Source organism: Geotalea uraniireducens Rf4, from assembly GCF_000016745.1.
Lineage (GTDB): Bacteria > Desulfobacterota > Desulfuromonadia > Geobacterales > Geobacteraceae > Geotalea > Geotalea uraniireducens.
In genome coordinates this window covers 2203140-2218331 of the sequence record NC_009483.1, presented here as the reverse complement: position 1 = coordinate 2218331, position 15192 = coordinate 2203140, and the positions used below count along the sequence as shown (strand labels likewise).

The following is a 15192-nucleotide window of genomic DNA, read 5'->3' as shown; positions in this document are numbered from 1 at the left end:
TAAATTATAAGCGCCTGGTCTAGATTTCGCTACGATCGACCTCATCTATTTTAGCCTTAGCCAACAGAAAATCCACCACCTTGTCCTCCTTAAGCTGGGCAGTCAGGTTTTCCTTTGCCTGGGCGTTCTGCTGATAGAAGTTATTTACCGTTTCCAGTTCTTGATTGTTCTGTGCCGCAATCTCTTTTATTTTAGCGTCCAAGTCATCGTCTGCAACCTGAATGGATTCCTGTCTGGCAAGAGCCTCCAGCAACAAAGACCCTTTAACCTGGGTTTCGGCTACACTTCTGAACTGAATTTTATATCCTTCATCATTAAGCCCCATCATTTCCATGGTAAGCCGTTGCATGGCAAGTCTTTTCTTACTGTTTTCAAGCATGAGGTTGAGCTGTTTATCAATAAGTGTTTCAGGGACTTCAAAGTTGTTTTTATCGATGAGAGCCTTGATAAGCCGTTCCCGCAACTCTGTTTCGATTCGTTCGTTTTCCTGCAAGGCATAGACTTCGGAGATCTTCGCCTTCAGCTGATCGAGACTCTCAAACTCACCAAAGTCCTTGGCAAAGTCATCGTTCAATTCAGGAAGTTCTTTTACTTTAATCTCTTTTATCGTTACAGCAAAAGTCGCTTCCTTACCGGCCAGATCCTTTTGACCATAGTTTTCAGGGAAAGTCACTTTTATTTCCCCTTCGTCGCCAACTTTCATACCTACTATCTGATCTTCAAAGCCGGGAATGAACCTGCCGGAACCAAGCTCGAGTTGATAATCCTCCGCAGCCCCACCGTCAAATGGCTCACCACCCACAAATCCTTTAAAATCAAAGGTTACAAAATCACCATTCATTGCAGAATGCTGAGCATCAGCCGGTTCGAGGTGAGACATGTTTTCCTGCATCTCTTTTAACCGATTTGCTATAACCTCTTCATTGAAGACATATTTTTCCTTTTTAACCTCAAGCCCCGTATAATCTTTAACCACTACGTCAGGAAAGATTTCAACGGTTGCAGAATACTTGAACGACTCACCAACCTTCAACTCATCGCTCTCGATAACCGGATGCGAAACCGGATAGATATTCTCATCCATCAGGGCTTTAAAATAGGTGTCATTAATAATATTCTTCAGCACGTCATCGGCCATTTTATCGCTGAAATGCTTCACGAGGAGGTCTTTAGGCACCTTTCCCTTTCTGAACCCCTTGATGGCGGCATGTTTCCTGATTTCGCCATAAGCCTTCTCAACTTCTGAAGCAACGCGCTCCGAAGGTATTTCAAAATTAATCTTCTTTTTGATTGAACTTAACGATTCAACATTAATCCGCATTGTGATCCTCTCTTTATTTAACATTATCTGGCAGAATCTCTGCTCGCAAACCAGTATTGATTGATTTTCAAGGCGGGAAAGCGCATTGAGTAGAATTTATCAGGATGGTGCTACGTATGTGGCGTTGTCTCAAATGATTGCCGATTGCCAATTTATTGTTAATTTTTACGACAATCCGAAAATTGGAGATTTATATAAATAACAAAGAGTACCGAGTATTGTCAAGAGAGAAGTATTTAACGAAAAGATGCGACAAACGGGCGTCAACTGCCGAAGCGATTTTCGGCACTGGCTGCATTATAAAGAAAGGATGAACTGCACCAAGCACTTGATCTGTTCGCAGGATAAATTGTCACCGAAAGCCGGCATACCGCCGGGACGCCCCATAGTAATGGTTTTCATTAACGCTGCCTCGGTCTTCCCATACGTAAAATCCTTACGTGTCAAGTCAGGCCCGATCAATCCCCTGGCATCGGCACCATGACAGGAGACACAGCGTTCGGCAAATACTTTTTTTTCCAATGTACAGTACTCTTCTTTATGAGAACTGAAACGGATGAAAAAAACATACACAACGAAACAGCTTACAATGATGAGCATAAGGTAAAGTACAATCCTGAGAACAAACGGGGATTTCTTTTCTTTCCGGGATTGAATCCCTTCAGAATCATGATGCTCAAACATTACCGTCTCCTTTACACACCGGACATGTCGAGGCAGAATATTTGTTGACAGCACTTGGAGCGCTAAATATACTTCCAAGGTTTAGATGAATCACTTCTACATTTCGACTCTAATCTCTTCGGCACACCTCAAAACGGAATCACATTATGACGATGGACAATAATATTATAGAAAACGAACCTATTACCCTCATGCTTCTCGGTGGGGGGATACGTTTTCCTGCTTTTACCGGAGCGCTCAAGGCAATCGAGGAAAAAGGACTAAACATCCGTAAGATTGTCGGCTCATCAACAGGCAGTATCATCGGCAGTCTCTATGCTTCGGGAATATCCCCGTCTGAAATACAGCAGGAAACTCTGACTGTCGATACCAATCGGTTCAAAGATTTCAACATTAAGAGCGTGTTTACCGGCAAAGGTATTTATGAAGGGAAGGCCCTGGAATCCTGGGTGGATGAAAAACTGAAGGGACAAAAGTTTTCCGACGATTTCCGCATCCCACCCCATGTTATTGCAACAGACATACTCAACTATAAACCGGTAATTTTTTCCGCAAAAACATTCCCAGATCTAAAGGTTGCAACCGCAGCACGCTTCTCAACCGGTGTACCGTGGGTTTACGCTTACCGCCAGTTCACCCATAAAGGGAAAAAACACATATTTATCGATGGGACCCTCATGTCGGGACTGATTGAGGAATCATTAGCCAAACAGGAAAAAACACTGGTATTGAAAGTCGTTTCTAAAAGGACATTAAATCATCCCACTTCGGACAACTTTACACTCAAAAGATATTTCCAGGAGATACTGACGTTCTCCATGCACTCTATTGAAAAGGAATTTATAAAGGGTGGAAAATGGAAAAATACAATTCTTCTTTACTGTGCAGACATTGCACCGGCAAAGTTCACCCTGACAGAGAATGAAAAGCAGTATCTCTTTGAACAGGGTTATGAGCAGACTATGAAATACCTGGAATACAAGTGGGGAATTTGAATATTTAGTTTCTGTCCGGAAAGAGTGTTTTCCGAATCACTAGCCAATAGTTTCTCATCTGGGGCTTCCGGATGGAAACTATTTACGGTATTCAGATGGTGATAGTTTCACCAGGTCGCACCTTCGGCGGTTCCGGGTTCCTAATGGATGAATAAAGGAGCATAAAAAAGAGTAGAAGAGCGGCTGCAAGAATAATCAGGATCGGGGTCAGGTAAATATTTTTCTCCAGCGCCGGACCTTGCAATAAACCGATCGCTGAAATGAGTACCCCGAAACCTCCGCACAAACCGCCGATAAAAAGTCCAAGAAAGGTAAATCTGGCTTCTCCGCCGGGTAACAGTAAAAAGAGCCATGCCACCTCTTCATGAAAAAAAGTAGCGATAATCACCAGCACCATTCCAACAAGGATATAGTTTAAGCCCAGTTTTACCGTTTTCTTGCGCATTCAGAAAAGATCCCTCACCCACACCAGCTTACATCCCCGACCCCTTTACGGAGTACCTCCGGAACATCACCGATCAGGCTCACGACCGAGCTTACATCAGCAGACAGTATCCCACCATCGATGGTAAGATCAATGAGCTTCCCCAGATAGCTTTCCACTTGAAAAGGGTCACCGATCGGCTCCTCACCGGAAAGATTGGCGCTTGTGGTAACTATCGGGTGACCCAGCTGCTTAACAACAGCAAGACAGATCTTGTTTGCAGGGATACGTATTCCAACGGTTTTCTGTTTTGTCATAAGCAGATCAGGAACAACGCTGGTTGCGTCGAGAACGAACGTATAGGGACCGGGTAACAGTCGTTTCATTAATTTAAAGGCGTAATTACTTACCTTAGCGTAGCGGGCTATATCCGAGAGATCGGCGCAAATAAAAGAAAAGGGTTTTTTCTTTTCCCGCTGCTTGATTGAATAAATCCGCTCAATACCACGCTTGTTAAATATACTGCATCCTATGCCATAGGTGGTATCTGTGGGATAAGCAACCACCCCTCCCTTGTTAAGAACTTCAACAACCTGGGCAACTAGTCGCGGTTGCGGATTCTGCGGGTTAATTTCGAGCAGCATCACTGATCACTCGGATTCAGTTCCAGAAGGTCTTTATGGACAAATCGCCCATCTTTCTGAATGATGTGTTCATCAAACCATAACTCACCATCTCCGTTGAGGATTTTAACCATATCCCAATGAACTGCGGAGCGGTTGCCATTATCACACTCATCATAACACTGGCCAGGCGTAAAATGGATGGAGCCGAAGATCTTTTCGTCAAAAAGAATGTTGCGCATCGGAACACGAATATTAGGGTTCACCCCGACAGCAAATTCTCCAACATAACGGGCCCCCTCATCAGTATCGAGAATACTGTTGAGCGCATCATCCATACCCGGCGCTGACGCCTTGACAATCTTGCCTTTCTTAAACTCAAGACGTACATTGTTGAACTCTTTACCTTGGTAGACCGTAGGGCAATTATAGGTTATATAACCTTCGACGGAATCTTTTACGGGTGCCGTAAAGACCTCACCATCAGGAATATTGAAGCGACCATCGCATTTAATGCCGGGAAGTCCCTTGATACTGAAGGTCAGATCAGTATCAGACGCCTTGATCTTCACTCGATCGGCTTTATCCATCAGCTTTTTCAACTTTTCCTGTTTACGGGATTCGGCGTGCCAGTCTATGCAGCAGGCAGAATAGAGGTAGTCTTCATACTCATCCAGACTCATCTTGGCCTCTTGAGCTGCACCATGTGTCGGAAAACGGGTGATGACCCACCGTGTATTTTTTACGCGCCAGTCGATAATTGGCCGGATAACCTTTGAATAAGCGATCATTTTTGTCTGATCCGCCTGGGCCATCACCATGGAATTATCTGCGGCGGAAAGAGCGATATATACATCGACTTTTTTCATCAAGTCAAGCTTGTGTTGAGGGAAATAGGAGATTTGCTCTTTCGAAGCCTTATTATAAAAATAACGGTTGATATCAGGTATCGTGAAGTCATACTCCACATATTTGGCTCCCCTTTCCAGGCAGAGAGCGTACAACTCTTTGACAAGAGGAACAGATTCCATCCCTGACGCCGAGATCAAGACAACATCGCCTTTTTTAACGCCGGTGGAATAATTTACCAGTACTTCTGCTAGCTGTCGTACACGTGGATCTTTCATTCAGCAACTCCCCTGACACAGACATTACCTGCCCGTATGACCAAAACCGCCTGCTCCGCGTTGAGTATCTCCCAGTTCGGCAGCTTCTTCAAAAATCGCCCTGATAAAGGGGGCAAAAACCATCTGGGCAATCCGTTCCTGATTTTTTATGATAAATGGCTCTTCCCCATGATTTATGATAATCACTCCTATTTCACCCCGATAATCAGCATCAATGGTACCTGGAGAATTGACGAGCGTAACGCCATGCTTCAGAGCAAGGCCGCTTCGCGGTCTTATCTGGGCCTCATATCCTTCGGGAAGTTCAATGGCGATACCTGTCGGCACAAGTGTCCTGGCTCCCGGCTTCAAAACCAGGTCTTCACTCAAACAGGCAGAAAGATCCATACCGGCCGCATGAAGGGTCATATATTGAGGCAGCGGATTTGTTCCGTCATGACGAATACGTTTTATCTTTACATTAATAGTGTGCATGGGAATAGTGTTGTTATTGTAGTGATATGTCTGATAAAGCAAACCGGGTATTACCCAATTTCCCCAGCAGAACAAGCGTCAGATAGTTGTCATCAAGCAATTCGGAGCTGAGTTGCATAATTGATTCTGAAGTTACTCGATCAAAGCCGGCCGTTATTTCCTCCAACGGCTGATAACCACCGAAATAAATTTCATTTTTCGCCAGTTTGGACATGCGGTTATCGCTACTTTCCAACGACAAGATAAGGTTCCCCTTAAGCTGCTCGCGAGCGGAATCAAGCTCTAACAGTGATATCGGTTCCTTTTTAAGACGCATCAACTCACGGACAGTAATTTCCAAAACCTCAGTGAAATGTTCCTGACCGGAACCGGCGTAGACGACCAAGGAACCGGCGTCGACATGAGATGCCATATAAGAATATACCGAGTAGGCAAGTCCTTGCTTCTCGCGAACCTCCTGAAAGAGGCGTGAGCTCATGCTCCCCCCCAGGATAGTATTCATGATGAACGCCTCATAACGCTGGGAATGATGTTGCGGTAGTCCCTTTACCCCCAGACACATATGCACCTGTTCCAACTCTTTGCCGATCAATTCAATCCGCTTTTCATAAACCGGGTTCTGACAAGCCACCTTGCCACTCCCCTGGGGCACATCAGGTAATAGCTTACCTATCAGATCAAGGAGGTCCTGATGATCTACCTTGCCGGCAGCGGTGATGATGATATCATCCGCACGGTACATGTGGTTTTTATAACCGACTATTTTGTCACGGGAAAGACTGGATACACTCTCTTGGTCACCCAGTATCGACATGCCCAACGGATGACCTTTCCAGAAATGCTGGTGAAACAGGTCATGGATGGAATCATCAGGATTATCCTCCATCATGCTTATTTCCTGGAGGACAACCTTGCGTTCCTTCTCGATTTCTTCAGGGTCAAAAAGGGAATTGTGGAATATGTCCACAAGAATATCTACAGCCTTGGGAAGGAACTTGTCGAGCACCTTTGCATAATAACAAACGTACTCGCGACTGGTAAACGCGTTGAGGATGCCGCCGACGGAGTCTATCTCCCTGGCAATGTCCAATGCAGTGCGACGAGATGTTCCCTTGAAGAGGAGGTGTTCTATGAAGTGGGCAACGCCATTCGACTCCCGCCGTTCATGGCGGGAGCCGTTGGCTACCCAGATTCCGATTGAAACTGAATTGGCATGGGGAAGTGCTTCGGATATAACACGTATCCCATTGTCTAAGATTGTTTTGTTAATCATGATTAAACTATACCCTGAAATGGAGAAATTACCAGCGATTATTCAGGAAGCGTGGCGCCCAACGCCTCTTTACGGGATAGTTTTATCTTGCCTTGCTTATCGATGCCAATGCACTTCACGAGTACTTTGTCACCTTCCTTGAGGATATCGGTAACATTTTTAACTCGTTCCGTATCCAATTCGGAAATATGCACAAGGCCGTCGGTTCCTGGGAATATTTCAACAAAAGCACCGAATTCCATAACCTTCTTCACCAGGCCCATGTATAGTTTGCCTTCTTCAGCCTCGGCAGTCAAATCTCTGATCATCTTGATGGCCAAGTCACAAGCTGCCTTATCGGTGCTGGCGATGTTGATCTTACCGGTGTCGTCAATATCGATGGTAACGCCGGTAGCCTCAGTAATGCCGCGGATGTTCTTGCCGCCTGAGCCGATGACGTCACGAATCTTGTCAGTTTTGACATAGATCGTGGTTATACGCGGCGCGTAGGTAGAAAGGTCGGACTTAGAAGTTTTAATAGTATCCGCCATCCGACCAAGTATATGTAATCTCCCTTCAAGGGCCTGTTTAAGGGCAATGCCCATGATTTCACGAGTTACGCCGCCAATCTTGATATCCATTTGCAGAGCGGTAACACCTTCAGCTGTTCCCGCCACCTTGAAGTCCATGTCGCCTAAATGGTCCTCATCACCAAGGATATCGGAAAGGATCGCAAAATCTTCACCTTCCTTGATAAGCCCCATTGCAATACCCGCCACTGGCGCTTTGATCGGGATACCCGCATCCATCATCGACATGGAACCGCCACATACGGAAGCCATGGATGAAGACCCGTTACTTTCCAGAATATCAGAGACGATCCTGATCGTGTAAGGGAAATCGTCATGTTTCGGCAATACTCTCGCCAAAGCTCTTTCGGCTAACATGCCGTGACCGATTTCGCGACGGCCGGGACCAAGACGGAAGCTTGTCTCGCCGACTGAAAATGGCGGGAAATTGTAATGTAGAAGAAAACGTTTTTTGCTTTCGCCAAAAAGTGAATCAATCCTTTGTTCGTCAATAGAGGTACCCAAAGTGGCAGCAACGAGAGACTGGGTCTCGCCCCTGGTAAAGAGCGCAGAACCGTGAGCCCTCGGAAGCAGGCTAACCTCTGTGGTAATCTGCCTGATCGTCTTCGTATCACGGCCATCAATACGCTCACCGTCCTTGAGAATATGTTCACGGACCAGTTCATATTCAAAATCGCCGAGAAACGCTTTAATTTGCTTGTCGCATCCCTCAAATTCCGTTGCAAGCGCAGCAAGGGTTTCCGCGGAGATAGCATCTATGGAGTTGTGACGCTCGACCTTGGACTTGATCCTTACTGCTTCTTTCATCCGTGCGTAGGCAATGTCCTTCACGTTCGCCTTCAATTCTTCATTGACAGCAGGAGGAGGAACTTCGCGCTTGGCCACGCCGGCTTTGCTGCACAGCTCTTCCTGGGCTGCGAGAAGTGGCTGGATTGCAGCATGACCGAAGAAAATCGCCTCAAGCATATCTTCCTCAGAAACCTCTGCTGCGCTCCCTTCAACCATGATAACTGCGTCTTTGCTTGCAGCAACGACGATTTCGATGTCGCTTTTTTCCATCTCATCAGCTGTGGGATTGGCGATGAATCTGCCATCCACCCTGCCGACTTTCACACCAGCTATCGGCCCCTGAAACGGAATATCGGAAACCATAAGAGCAGCCGAAGCGCCGACCATCGACAGAATGCCAGGATCATTATCCTTGTCGGCTGAAACGACAGTAGCCATTATCTGGGTGTCATTAAGAAAGTTTTCAGGGAACAAAGGCCTGATCGGCCTGTCAATAAGCCTGCATGTCAGTGTTTCATTATCTGACGGACGAGCCTCGCGCTTGAAAAACCCGCCGGGGATCTTCCCGCCGGCATAAGCCTTTTCCTGATAGTTAACAGTTAATGGGAAAAAATCCTGACCTTCTTTGGCGGTTTTTGTCGCCACAGCAGTCACCAGCACCATCGTGTCGCCGCTGCTAACAACGACTGCGCCGCTTGCCTGCTTGGCCATTTTCCCGGTTTCTATGGTTATCGTCCTGCCACCAAATTCCACCTGTACTTTAGTTTCCATTTGTTTTTCGGTCTCCTAGTCTCTGATCGTTGACTGTTGGGGCCGCCGATAAAAAGACCGAAGCGAGGACCAAGGATAAAGGAAAGAGGTTCGAGCATAAAAACTCATACCTGATGCCTGGTTTCCTCGTACCTTGTTTAGCCGTTTTATCCACGCCCCCAACAAAATAAAAGGGCTATAAAGCCCAATTCACATAAAAAAATAGAAAGGCAATATACCCCTTAAAGAGGTATACTGCCTTTTCTTACCTTCTTATTCCGAGTTTTTCAATAATGCTTCTGTATCTTTCAACATCTTTTTTCTTAAGATAATCGAGCAGTCCCCTTCTCTGACCAACAATCTTCAATAGACCACGACGACTGTGATGGTCCTTTTTATGCGTCTTGAAGTGCTCTGTCAGGTAAGTGATGCGTTCAGTAAGGATTGCTATCTGCACCTCTGGAGAGCCGGTATCACTATCGTGCAGCTTGTATGTACTGATGATTTCCTGCTTTTTGTCCGTTGCCAGCATTTACTACACCTCCTTTCTTAATAATTAATTATGGCTGAATGCCGTAATATCTATAAGATTCAATTTTAAGCTTAGTGATTACTACCACAAACCCCCGGTTATGTAAAGGAATTATCCAAGTTAAAAACCCTTGAAAGCTTGAGGTTTTTCAGCATTTTCCAATCACCCGGCAAACCAGCTTTTGCTACTGCGAGAAGAGTTCCGCCAAACGACATTCGAACGAGCTCGTCCCGAAGAAGTTCGCATTCCGAAAGTACCTGAAAATCCTCCAAAGCGGGGACAACGCCATTGGCCACCTTTGCTGCGCCTTTACCGGTCAGGATAAAATCTTTCAGGTGTGACAGCGCAGCAAAGGGGGAAACCAGCGTTTCACCAGCCCTACCGTCCTGCATGCGCCTAGCCCAGTCATCAAGGGTAATCGCATTGTTAATACTGAAGGGGCCGCTCAAGGATCTGTGCAATTGCAGCAGATGAGCGCCACAACCAAGCTTTCCACCTATATCGTTTGCCAATGTCCGCACATAGGTACCGCGAGAACATCTGACGGTGAAGGCTACTTCGGGCAGATTTACAGCTTCAATAACCAGAGAATAAATCTCTATTTCCCGTGGTTGGCGCGGCACTTCGGCACCTTGCCTGGCAAGCTTATAGAGAGGCACCCCGTTTTGTTTCAACGCCGAAAACATCGGCGGCACCTGGCTCAACTTGCCGACGAACATGCGGCAGATCTCATTTAAAGCAGAGGTTGTTACATGGCTCCAGTCAGACTCATGAAGTACCTTTCCCGTATAATCCTGGGTATCAGTAGCAACACCAAGCTTCATAACGGCTCGGTATTCCTTAATGGACTCGTCCAGAAATGGAATTGCCTTTGTAGCCTCACCCAGTGCAACGGGTAACACACCGGTGGCAAAGGGGTCAAGTGTGCCGGTATGACCGACTTTTTTCTGACCGGCAATCCTGCGAACAGCACTCACCACGTCATGGGAGGTCATCCCCGCAGACTTGTCAACAACAATAAAACCGTCCATGGATTAAAGTGATTTCTCCAAAAGGTCAAATACCACTTGCTTAACTTCAGGGAGAGAACCGGATATGGTACATCCTGCGGCATTATGGTGGCCACCGCCGGAAAATGCCGCGGCCAGTGCAGACACATCTACTTTGCCCTTAGACCGGAAACCAACCTTGAACCGCCCTTCATTGATTTCACGGAAAAATATTGCCACCTCGACACCTCTGATCGATCGCGGGTAATTGATGAAACCATCGGTCAATTCGGCATCGGCACGACACTTGTCGTACATATCGAGAGTTACGACAATTGAAGCATAGTCGCCGCGCTTTGAGACCGAAAGTGTGGCAAGTGCCATGGCAAGAAGCTCAAGGCGATTTTGCGGCTGGCTTTCATACAGTTTTTCCGCTACGGACCAAGCATTAATCCCTTTGACGACCATTTTGCCGGCAATGTCAAATGCTTCAGGATTTGCATTGGAATAGCGGAAAGAACCGGTATCCGTGATAACTGCAGTGTAAATACAGAGCGCGGTTTCGTAGTCCACATCATGCCCTGCCGCCTTGATGATACGGTAGATGAGCGCTCCTGTGGCACACGCTTGCGAATCCAGATAATTAATAGCGCCAAACTGTTCACAGTCCGGATGATGATCAATATTGATGAATTTGCCGATACCCCGGAAATTGGATATTTCTTTACCCGCCCGTCGAAATTCACCCACGTCCAGAACAAAACAGATATCAAAGGCGCGCTCGGGAAGTGTATGTACCACCGTATCGGCCAACGGGAGGAACATGTAAATATCCGGAACCTGATCACAGAGGTAAACCGTCACATCCTTCCCCTGCCCCTTAAGATAGTTGGCAAGAGCGAGACTGGAGCCGACAGCGTCCCCATCCGGGCTTTCGTGGGTGGTAATCAAAAAAGAGCCGTGAGCAGCTACTTCTTCAAGAATCCTGTTTATCATCACTTTGTTCCGACGAGCTGATTTCTTTCAAGATAGATTCAATACGATAACCATAATCAACGGATACATCGTACTTGAAAACAATATCGGGGACATAGCGCATTCTAAGGCTTTTCCCCATTTCCTTGCGGATAAACCCTCTAGCGCTGTTCAGTCCCTGCTCTGTCGCCTTTTTTTCCGCATCGCTGCCTATTACTGTGAAATAGACGGTTGCAAGGTGCATGTCATCTGTAACTTTGACGCCGGTAATGGTGACAAAACCAATTCTAGGATCTTTCAGCCCTTTGACGAGCAGCTCGGATATGAGCTCATGAACCGCCTCGGCAACTTTTTCAGAACGCTTAAACAACTTCCATCTCCTTATTTACAACTGATACCAACAACTACCCGCCATCAACCGGATTTAAAGCTTGGTGGCTATTTTTTCTATTTCAAACGCCTCGATAATATCGCCGACCTTGATGTCGTTGTAATTCTCCAGAGAGATACCACATTCGTAACCAGTCGCCACATCCTTAACGTCATCCTTGAAGCGGCGCAGACTGGCCATTTTCCCTTCGTAGACAACTACGTTGTCACGCAACAAGCGGACTTGCGCGTTTCTGACCATCTTACCGTCAAGCACATAGGAACCAGCCACCGTCCCGTGCTTGGGCACGGAAAACGTTTCACGAATTTCGGCACGACCGAGGAATTTCTCCCGGAGAGTCGGCTCCAACAGGCCTTCCATGGCCTTTTTAATATCATCGACAGCATCGTAGATGATGTTGTAGAGGCGAACATCAACCCCTTCTTTTTCGGCAAGCGCCTGCGCCTTAACCTCTGGCCGGACGTTAAAGCCGAGTATGATAGCATTACTGGCTGTGGCCAGATTGACATCGGTTTCTGTAATGGCGCCGACTGAGGCATGAATAACGTTCAAGCGGATAGCATCGGTGGAAAGCTTGCGCAAAGACTCGGCAACGGCCTCCACGGACCCTTGCACGTCACCCTTGACAATAACATTGAGATCCTTGACTTCTCCCATCTGGATCTTTTCGTAAAGCTGTTCGAGTGAAAGCTTGGTGTGCTTCGCCAGTTCGGTTTCACGCAGTTTCTGTTGGCGCAGGCTGGCAATTTCCTTGGCCTGTTTTTCATCGGCAAGGGCTACAAAGACATCACCGGCATCCGGCACGCCGGTAAAACCGATAACCTCGGCAGGCATGGAAGGTCCTGCGGAGAGCACCTTATCGCCGCGATCATTCTGCATCGCACGTACCCTGCCGAAATGAACACCGGCAACGAAATAATCTCCGACCTTGAGGGTTCCCTCTTGAACCAGTACCGTTGCAACGGGACCGCGACCCTTATCGAGTTTTGCCTCGACGATTGTCCCGCGAGCCGCCTTTTCCGGATTGGCCTTAAGCTCAAGTACATCAGCCTGAAGCAATACCATTTCCAAAAGCGAAGGGAGGTTGATCCGTTTCTTGGCAGAAACCTCAACGAAAATTGTATCGCCGCCCCACTCTTCCGAAACGAGGCCGAGCTCCATCAATTCCTGCTTGACTCGTTCGGGCTTGGCCTCAGGCTTGTCGATTTTGTTCACTGCGACAATAATCGGCACGCCGGCAGCTTTGGAGTGATTGACCGCCTCTCGAGTTTGCGGCATAACGCCGTCGTCAGCCGCAACCACAAGGATGACGATGTCCGTAACCTTGGCGCCCCTGGCGCGCATTGCGGTAAAAGCTTCGTGACCGGGAGTATCGAGAAAGGTAATCTTCCGCCCGTTCAGCTCCACATCGTAAGCGCCTATGTGCTGGGTAATGCCGCCCGCCTCGCCGGCAATAACGTTTGCTTCCCTGATGGCATCGAGAAGTGAGGTTTTACCATGGTCAACGTGACCCATGATAGTTACGACAGGGGGTCTCTTCACCAGGCTCTCCAGCGCATCGGGCGCTGACTCAAGAATTTCATCGATGTCGAGAGCGACGTTTTCAATTTCATAACCGAACTCTGTTGCGAGAAGTGTAGCCGTATCCACATCAAGCGGATGATTGATGGTGGCCATGACCCCCATTTTCATCAGGGCGCGAATAAGGTCAGTGGCCTTTATCCCCATTCGTTTGGCCAGCTCGCCGACTGTTATGGTTTCAGATATCTTGATAATCCTTTTAATGGCTTTTGGAACGGTTATCTCCGTCTTCTTGCCGACGGAAACCTTCTCCACATGCCGTTTTTTACCTTTGCCGCGCGGACCGGGTTCAAAAATCCGCTCATGCTTCTCAAGCAAATCGGTCTTTTTGAATTCCTCTTTTCTCTTGGGTACGACGACACCGGCCGCACCCTTTTTTCCATTTCCGGCAGCAACTTCTTTACCCTTGCGCCCTTTTCGACGTTCTTCACCCACTGGAGGAACTGCAAGCGGGACAATCGGCGTTACACGCTCAGGCACGCGTGATGTAGACGGCCTTTCAGTACCGCGTGGTGGCGCAGGTCTGTCAGGATAACGCTGTGAGGCAGGTCTCTCCGTACCAGGTTTTGCAGCCGGCCGTTCAGGAGCGCGCGATGGCGCAACAGCAGGGCGTTGAGCTTCACGCTGAACCGGCGGTCTTTCCTTCGGTTTCAAGCCGGGGATTTCCATCCTGCCGAGGATTCTTGCCCTGTTTGCGGTCGGTTTTTCAGGTTGAGGTTCTTCCACACGCTCAACTTTCACCACTTCCTCCGGAGCAGGTTTGGCAACCTCTACCGCTGCTACTACAACCGGCTCAGGTTTCTCAATCTCGGCTTCAACTACTTTGACCGGAGGCGCTTCAACCGCCACCTCTTCAGGAGCCTCCTCAGCCACGGTTTCGACAACCTTGGCACGACGGCGGATCAGGGTCGGTTTAACACGCACTTCTTCCTGAGAGACTTCTTTGACCGTCGCCGGCGCAGTCAGCTTTTTAATGTCAGCATCATCAATAGCAGCCATATGATTACTTACTTCCACACCTATGGCCTTTAATCTTGACATAAGCTCTTTATTTTCGATGCCCATCTGCTGTGCCAGCTCATATACACGGGTTTTACTCATCTACTCTCGTCCCTCCTCAAAGAAGTTCCTGTACTTTTCCATCTCCTGCTTAAGCGAGCGAATGAATCCGCCCTCCTCAACTGCCACAACACTTCGTAATCCCTTACCGATAAGCGCGCCGAGACGGTCCTTATCAAATATGGATATATACTCTACACCGGCCCGTACTGCATGGTCCTTAACTTTCAATCCAATGTCGTCAGATATATCGGAGGCAACAAACAATATCCCGAGGCTGCGACGTTTCATGGCCTCCAGCACCATGTCGGTGCCTGAAACGACTTTTCCCGCCTTGTTTGCAAGGGATATATAAGAGGCGATCCTATCCTTGATCCTGGTCTCAATACCACTTACAAGCCCTGTGGCATCGGCTTCCCGGACTTCGCCTTTAAACGCCCGGCTAAACTGTTTTTTATCAGCTGCACCCCTGAGACAAAATATATTCATGCAGGTATATGCTCCGCGTCCAGGAAGCTTATCTTGCAGATCCGGAACCAGAACGCGATCAGGAGACAGAACGAAGCGCAGCAACTCCTGCTTGTTTCTTACCGTACGGCAGTAGATGCAGCTTCTCTGAGGCCCATTTCCAGACAT

Annotated in this window: 15 protein-coding genes; 1 reads left to right on the top strand and 14 read right to left on the bottom strand. The window is 47.7% G+C overall.

Annotated features, from left to right (window positions below):
- Positions 1–19: 19 nt before the first annotated feature.
- A complete protein-coding gene (gene tig / locus GURA_RS09690; protein WP_011938807.1) occupies positions 20–1321 on the bottom strand; it encodes a trigger factor in 1302 nt (433 codons plus the stop codon).
- Between the two features lie 297 nt (positions 1322–1618).
- Entirely contained in the window at positions 1619–2005 is a 387-nt protein-coding gene (locus GURA_RS22790) for a c-type cytochrome (protein ID WP_049818908.1), read from the bottom strand.
- A 146-nt stretch (positions 2006–2151) separates the two neighbouring features.
- On the opposite strand from GURA_RS22790, the gene GURA_RS09680 reads away from it, so the two are divergent.
- Positions 2152–3000 (top strand): patatin-like phospholipase family protein, encoded by an 849-nt coding sequence (locus GURA_RS09680; protein ID WP_011938805.1) that lies wholly within the window; start codon positions 2152–2154, stop codon positions 2998–3000.
- 91 nt (positions 3001–3091) lie between these two features.
- On the opposite strand, the gene GURA_RS09675 is transcribed toward GURA_RS09680, so the two are convergent.
- From GURA_RS09675 to GURA_RS09620, 12 genes are all read right to left on the bottom strand, one after another.
- Complete coding sequence (locus tag GURA_RS09675) at positions 3092–3445, bottom strand: hypothetical protein (RefSeq protein WP_011938804.1); 354 nt, start codon at positions 3443–3445, stop codon at positions 3092–3094.
- Between the two features lie 14 nt (positions 3446–3459).
- Positions 3460–4068, bottom strand: coding sequence for an L-threonylcarbamoyladenylate synthase (locus GURA_RS09670; protein ID WP_011938803.1), 609 nt, complete (start codon positions 4066–4068; stop codon positions 3460–3462).
- Entirely contained in the window at positions 4068–5174 is a 1107-nt protein-coding gene (locus GURA_RS09665) for an aminopeptidase (protein ID WP_011938802.1), read from the bottom strand. The genes GURA_RS09670 and GURA_RS09665 overlap by 1 nt, the downstream gene beginning before the upstream one ends.
- A 24-nt stretch (positions 5175–5198) precedes the next feature.
- On the bottom strand, positions 5199–5648 hold the full coding sequence (dut, locus tag GURA_RS09660; protein ID WP_041245376.1) for a dUTP diphosphatase: 450 nt from the start codon (positions 5646–5648) through the stop codon (positions 5199–5201).
- Between the two features lie 13 nt (positions 5649–5661).
- Positions 5662–6921, bottom strand: coding sequence for a M16 family metallopeptidase (locus GURA_RS09655; RefSeq protein WP_011938800.1), 1260 nt, complete (start codon positions 6919–6921; stop codon positions 5662–5664).
- Positions 6922–6959: 38 nt separating this feature from the next.
- A complete protein-coding gene (gene pnp, locus GURA_RS09650) occupies positions 6960–9050 on the bottom strand; it encodes a polyribonucleotide nucleotidyltransferase (protein WP_011938799.1) in 2091 nt (696 codons plus the stop codon).
- A gap of 244 nt (positions 9051–9294) precedes the next feature.
- Positions 9295–9561: a 30S ribosomal protein S15 gene (rpsO, locus tag GURA_RS09645; RefSeq protein WP_011938798.1), complete on the bottom strand. Its 267-nt coding sequence runs from the start codon at positions 9559–9561 to the stop codon at positions 9295–9297.
- A gap of 98 nt (positions 9562–9659) precedes the next feature.
- On the bottom strand, positions 9660–10592 hold the full coding sequence (gene truB / locus GURA_RS09640; protein WP_011938797.1) for a tRNA pseudouridine(55) synthase TruB: 933 nt from the start codon (positions 10590–10592) through the stop codon (positions 9660–9662).
- A gap of 3 nt (positions 10593–10595) precedes the next feature.
- Positions 10596–11546, bottom strand: a complete 951-nt coding sequence (locus tag GURA_RS09635) for a DHH family phosphoesterase (protein WP_011938796.1) — start codon at positions 11544–11546, stop codon at positions 10596–10598.
- The gene (locus tag GURA_RS09630) at positions 11527–11895 is read right to left on the bottom strand and encodes a ribosome-binding factor A (protein WP_011938795.1); all 369 of its coding nucleotides are present in this window, start codon (positions 11893–11895) and stop codon (positions 11527–11529) included. The genes GURA_RS09635 and GURA_RS09630 overlap by 20 nt, the downstream gene beginning before the upstream one ends.
- A 54-nt stretch (positions 11896–11949) precedes the next feature.
- A complete protein-coding gene (gene infB, locus GURA_RS09625; RefSeq protein WP_011938794.1) occupies positions 11950–14598 on the bottom strand; it encodes a translation initiation factor IF-2 in 2649 nt (882 codons plus the stop codon).
- Entirely contained in the window at positions 14599–15192 is a 594-nt protein-coding gene (locus tag GURA_RS09620) for a DUF448 domain-containing protein (RefSeq protein WP_011938793.1), read from the bottom strand.

Coding starts and splice junctions, on each gene's coding strand:
- dut (WP_041245376.1), bottom strand. CDS start 5,648: ATGCACACTATTAATGTAAAGATAAAACGTATTCGTCATGACGGAACA.
- GURA_RS22790 (WP_049818908.1), bottom strand. CDS start 2,005: ATGTTTGAGCATCATGATTCTGAAGGGATTCAATCCCGGAAAGAAAAG.
- GURA_RS09620 (WP_011938793.1), bottom strand. CDS start 15,192: ATGTCTGGAAATGGGCCTCAGAGAAGCTGCATCTACTGCCGTACGGTA.
- tig (WP_011938807.1), bottom strand. CDS start 1,321: ATGCGGATTAATGTTGAATCGTTAAGTTCAATCAAAAAGAAGATTAAT.
- rpsO (WP_011938798.1), bottom strand. CDS start 9,561: ATGCTGGCAACGGACAAAAAGCAGGAAATCATCAGTACATACAAGCTG.
- GURA_RS09680 (WP_011938805.1), top strand. CDS start 2,152: ATGACGATGGACAATAATATTATAGAAAACGAACCTATTACCCTCATG.
- GURA_RS09665 (WP_011938802.1), bottom strand. CDS start 5,174: ATGAAAGATCCACGTGTACGACAGCTAGCAGAAGTACTGGTAAATTAT.
- truB (WP_011938797.1), bottom strand. CDS start 10,592: ATGGACGGTTTTATTGTTGTTGACAAGTCTGCGGGGATGACCTCCCAT.
- infB (WP_011938794.1), bottom strand. CDS start 14,598: ATGAGTAAAACCCGTGTATATGAGCTGGCACAGCAGATGGGCATCGAA.
- GURA_RS09655 (WP_011938800.1), bottom strand. CDS start 6,921: ATGATTAACAAAACAATCTTAGACAATGGGATACGTGTTATATCCGAA.
- GURA_RS09635 (WP_011938796.1), bottom strand. CDS start 11,546: ATGATAAACAGGATTCTTGAAGAAGTAGCTGCTCACGGCTCTTTTTTG.
- GURA_RS09670 (WP_011938803.1), bottom strand. CDS start 4,068: ATGCTGCTCGAAATTAACCCGCAGAATCCGCAACCGCGACTAGTTGCC.
- GURA_RS09675 (WP_011938804.1), bottom strand. CDS start 3,445: ATGCGCAAGAAAACGGTAAAACTGGGCTTAAACTATATCCTTGTTGGA.
- pnp (WP_011938799.1), bottom strand. CDS start 9,050: ATGGAAACTAAAGTACAGGTGGAATTTGGTGGCAGGACGATAACCATA.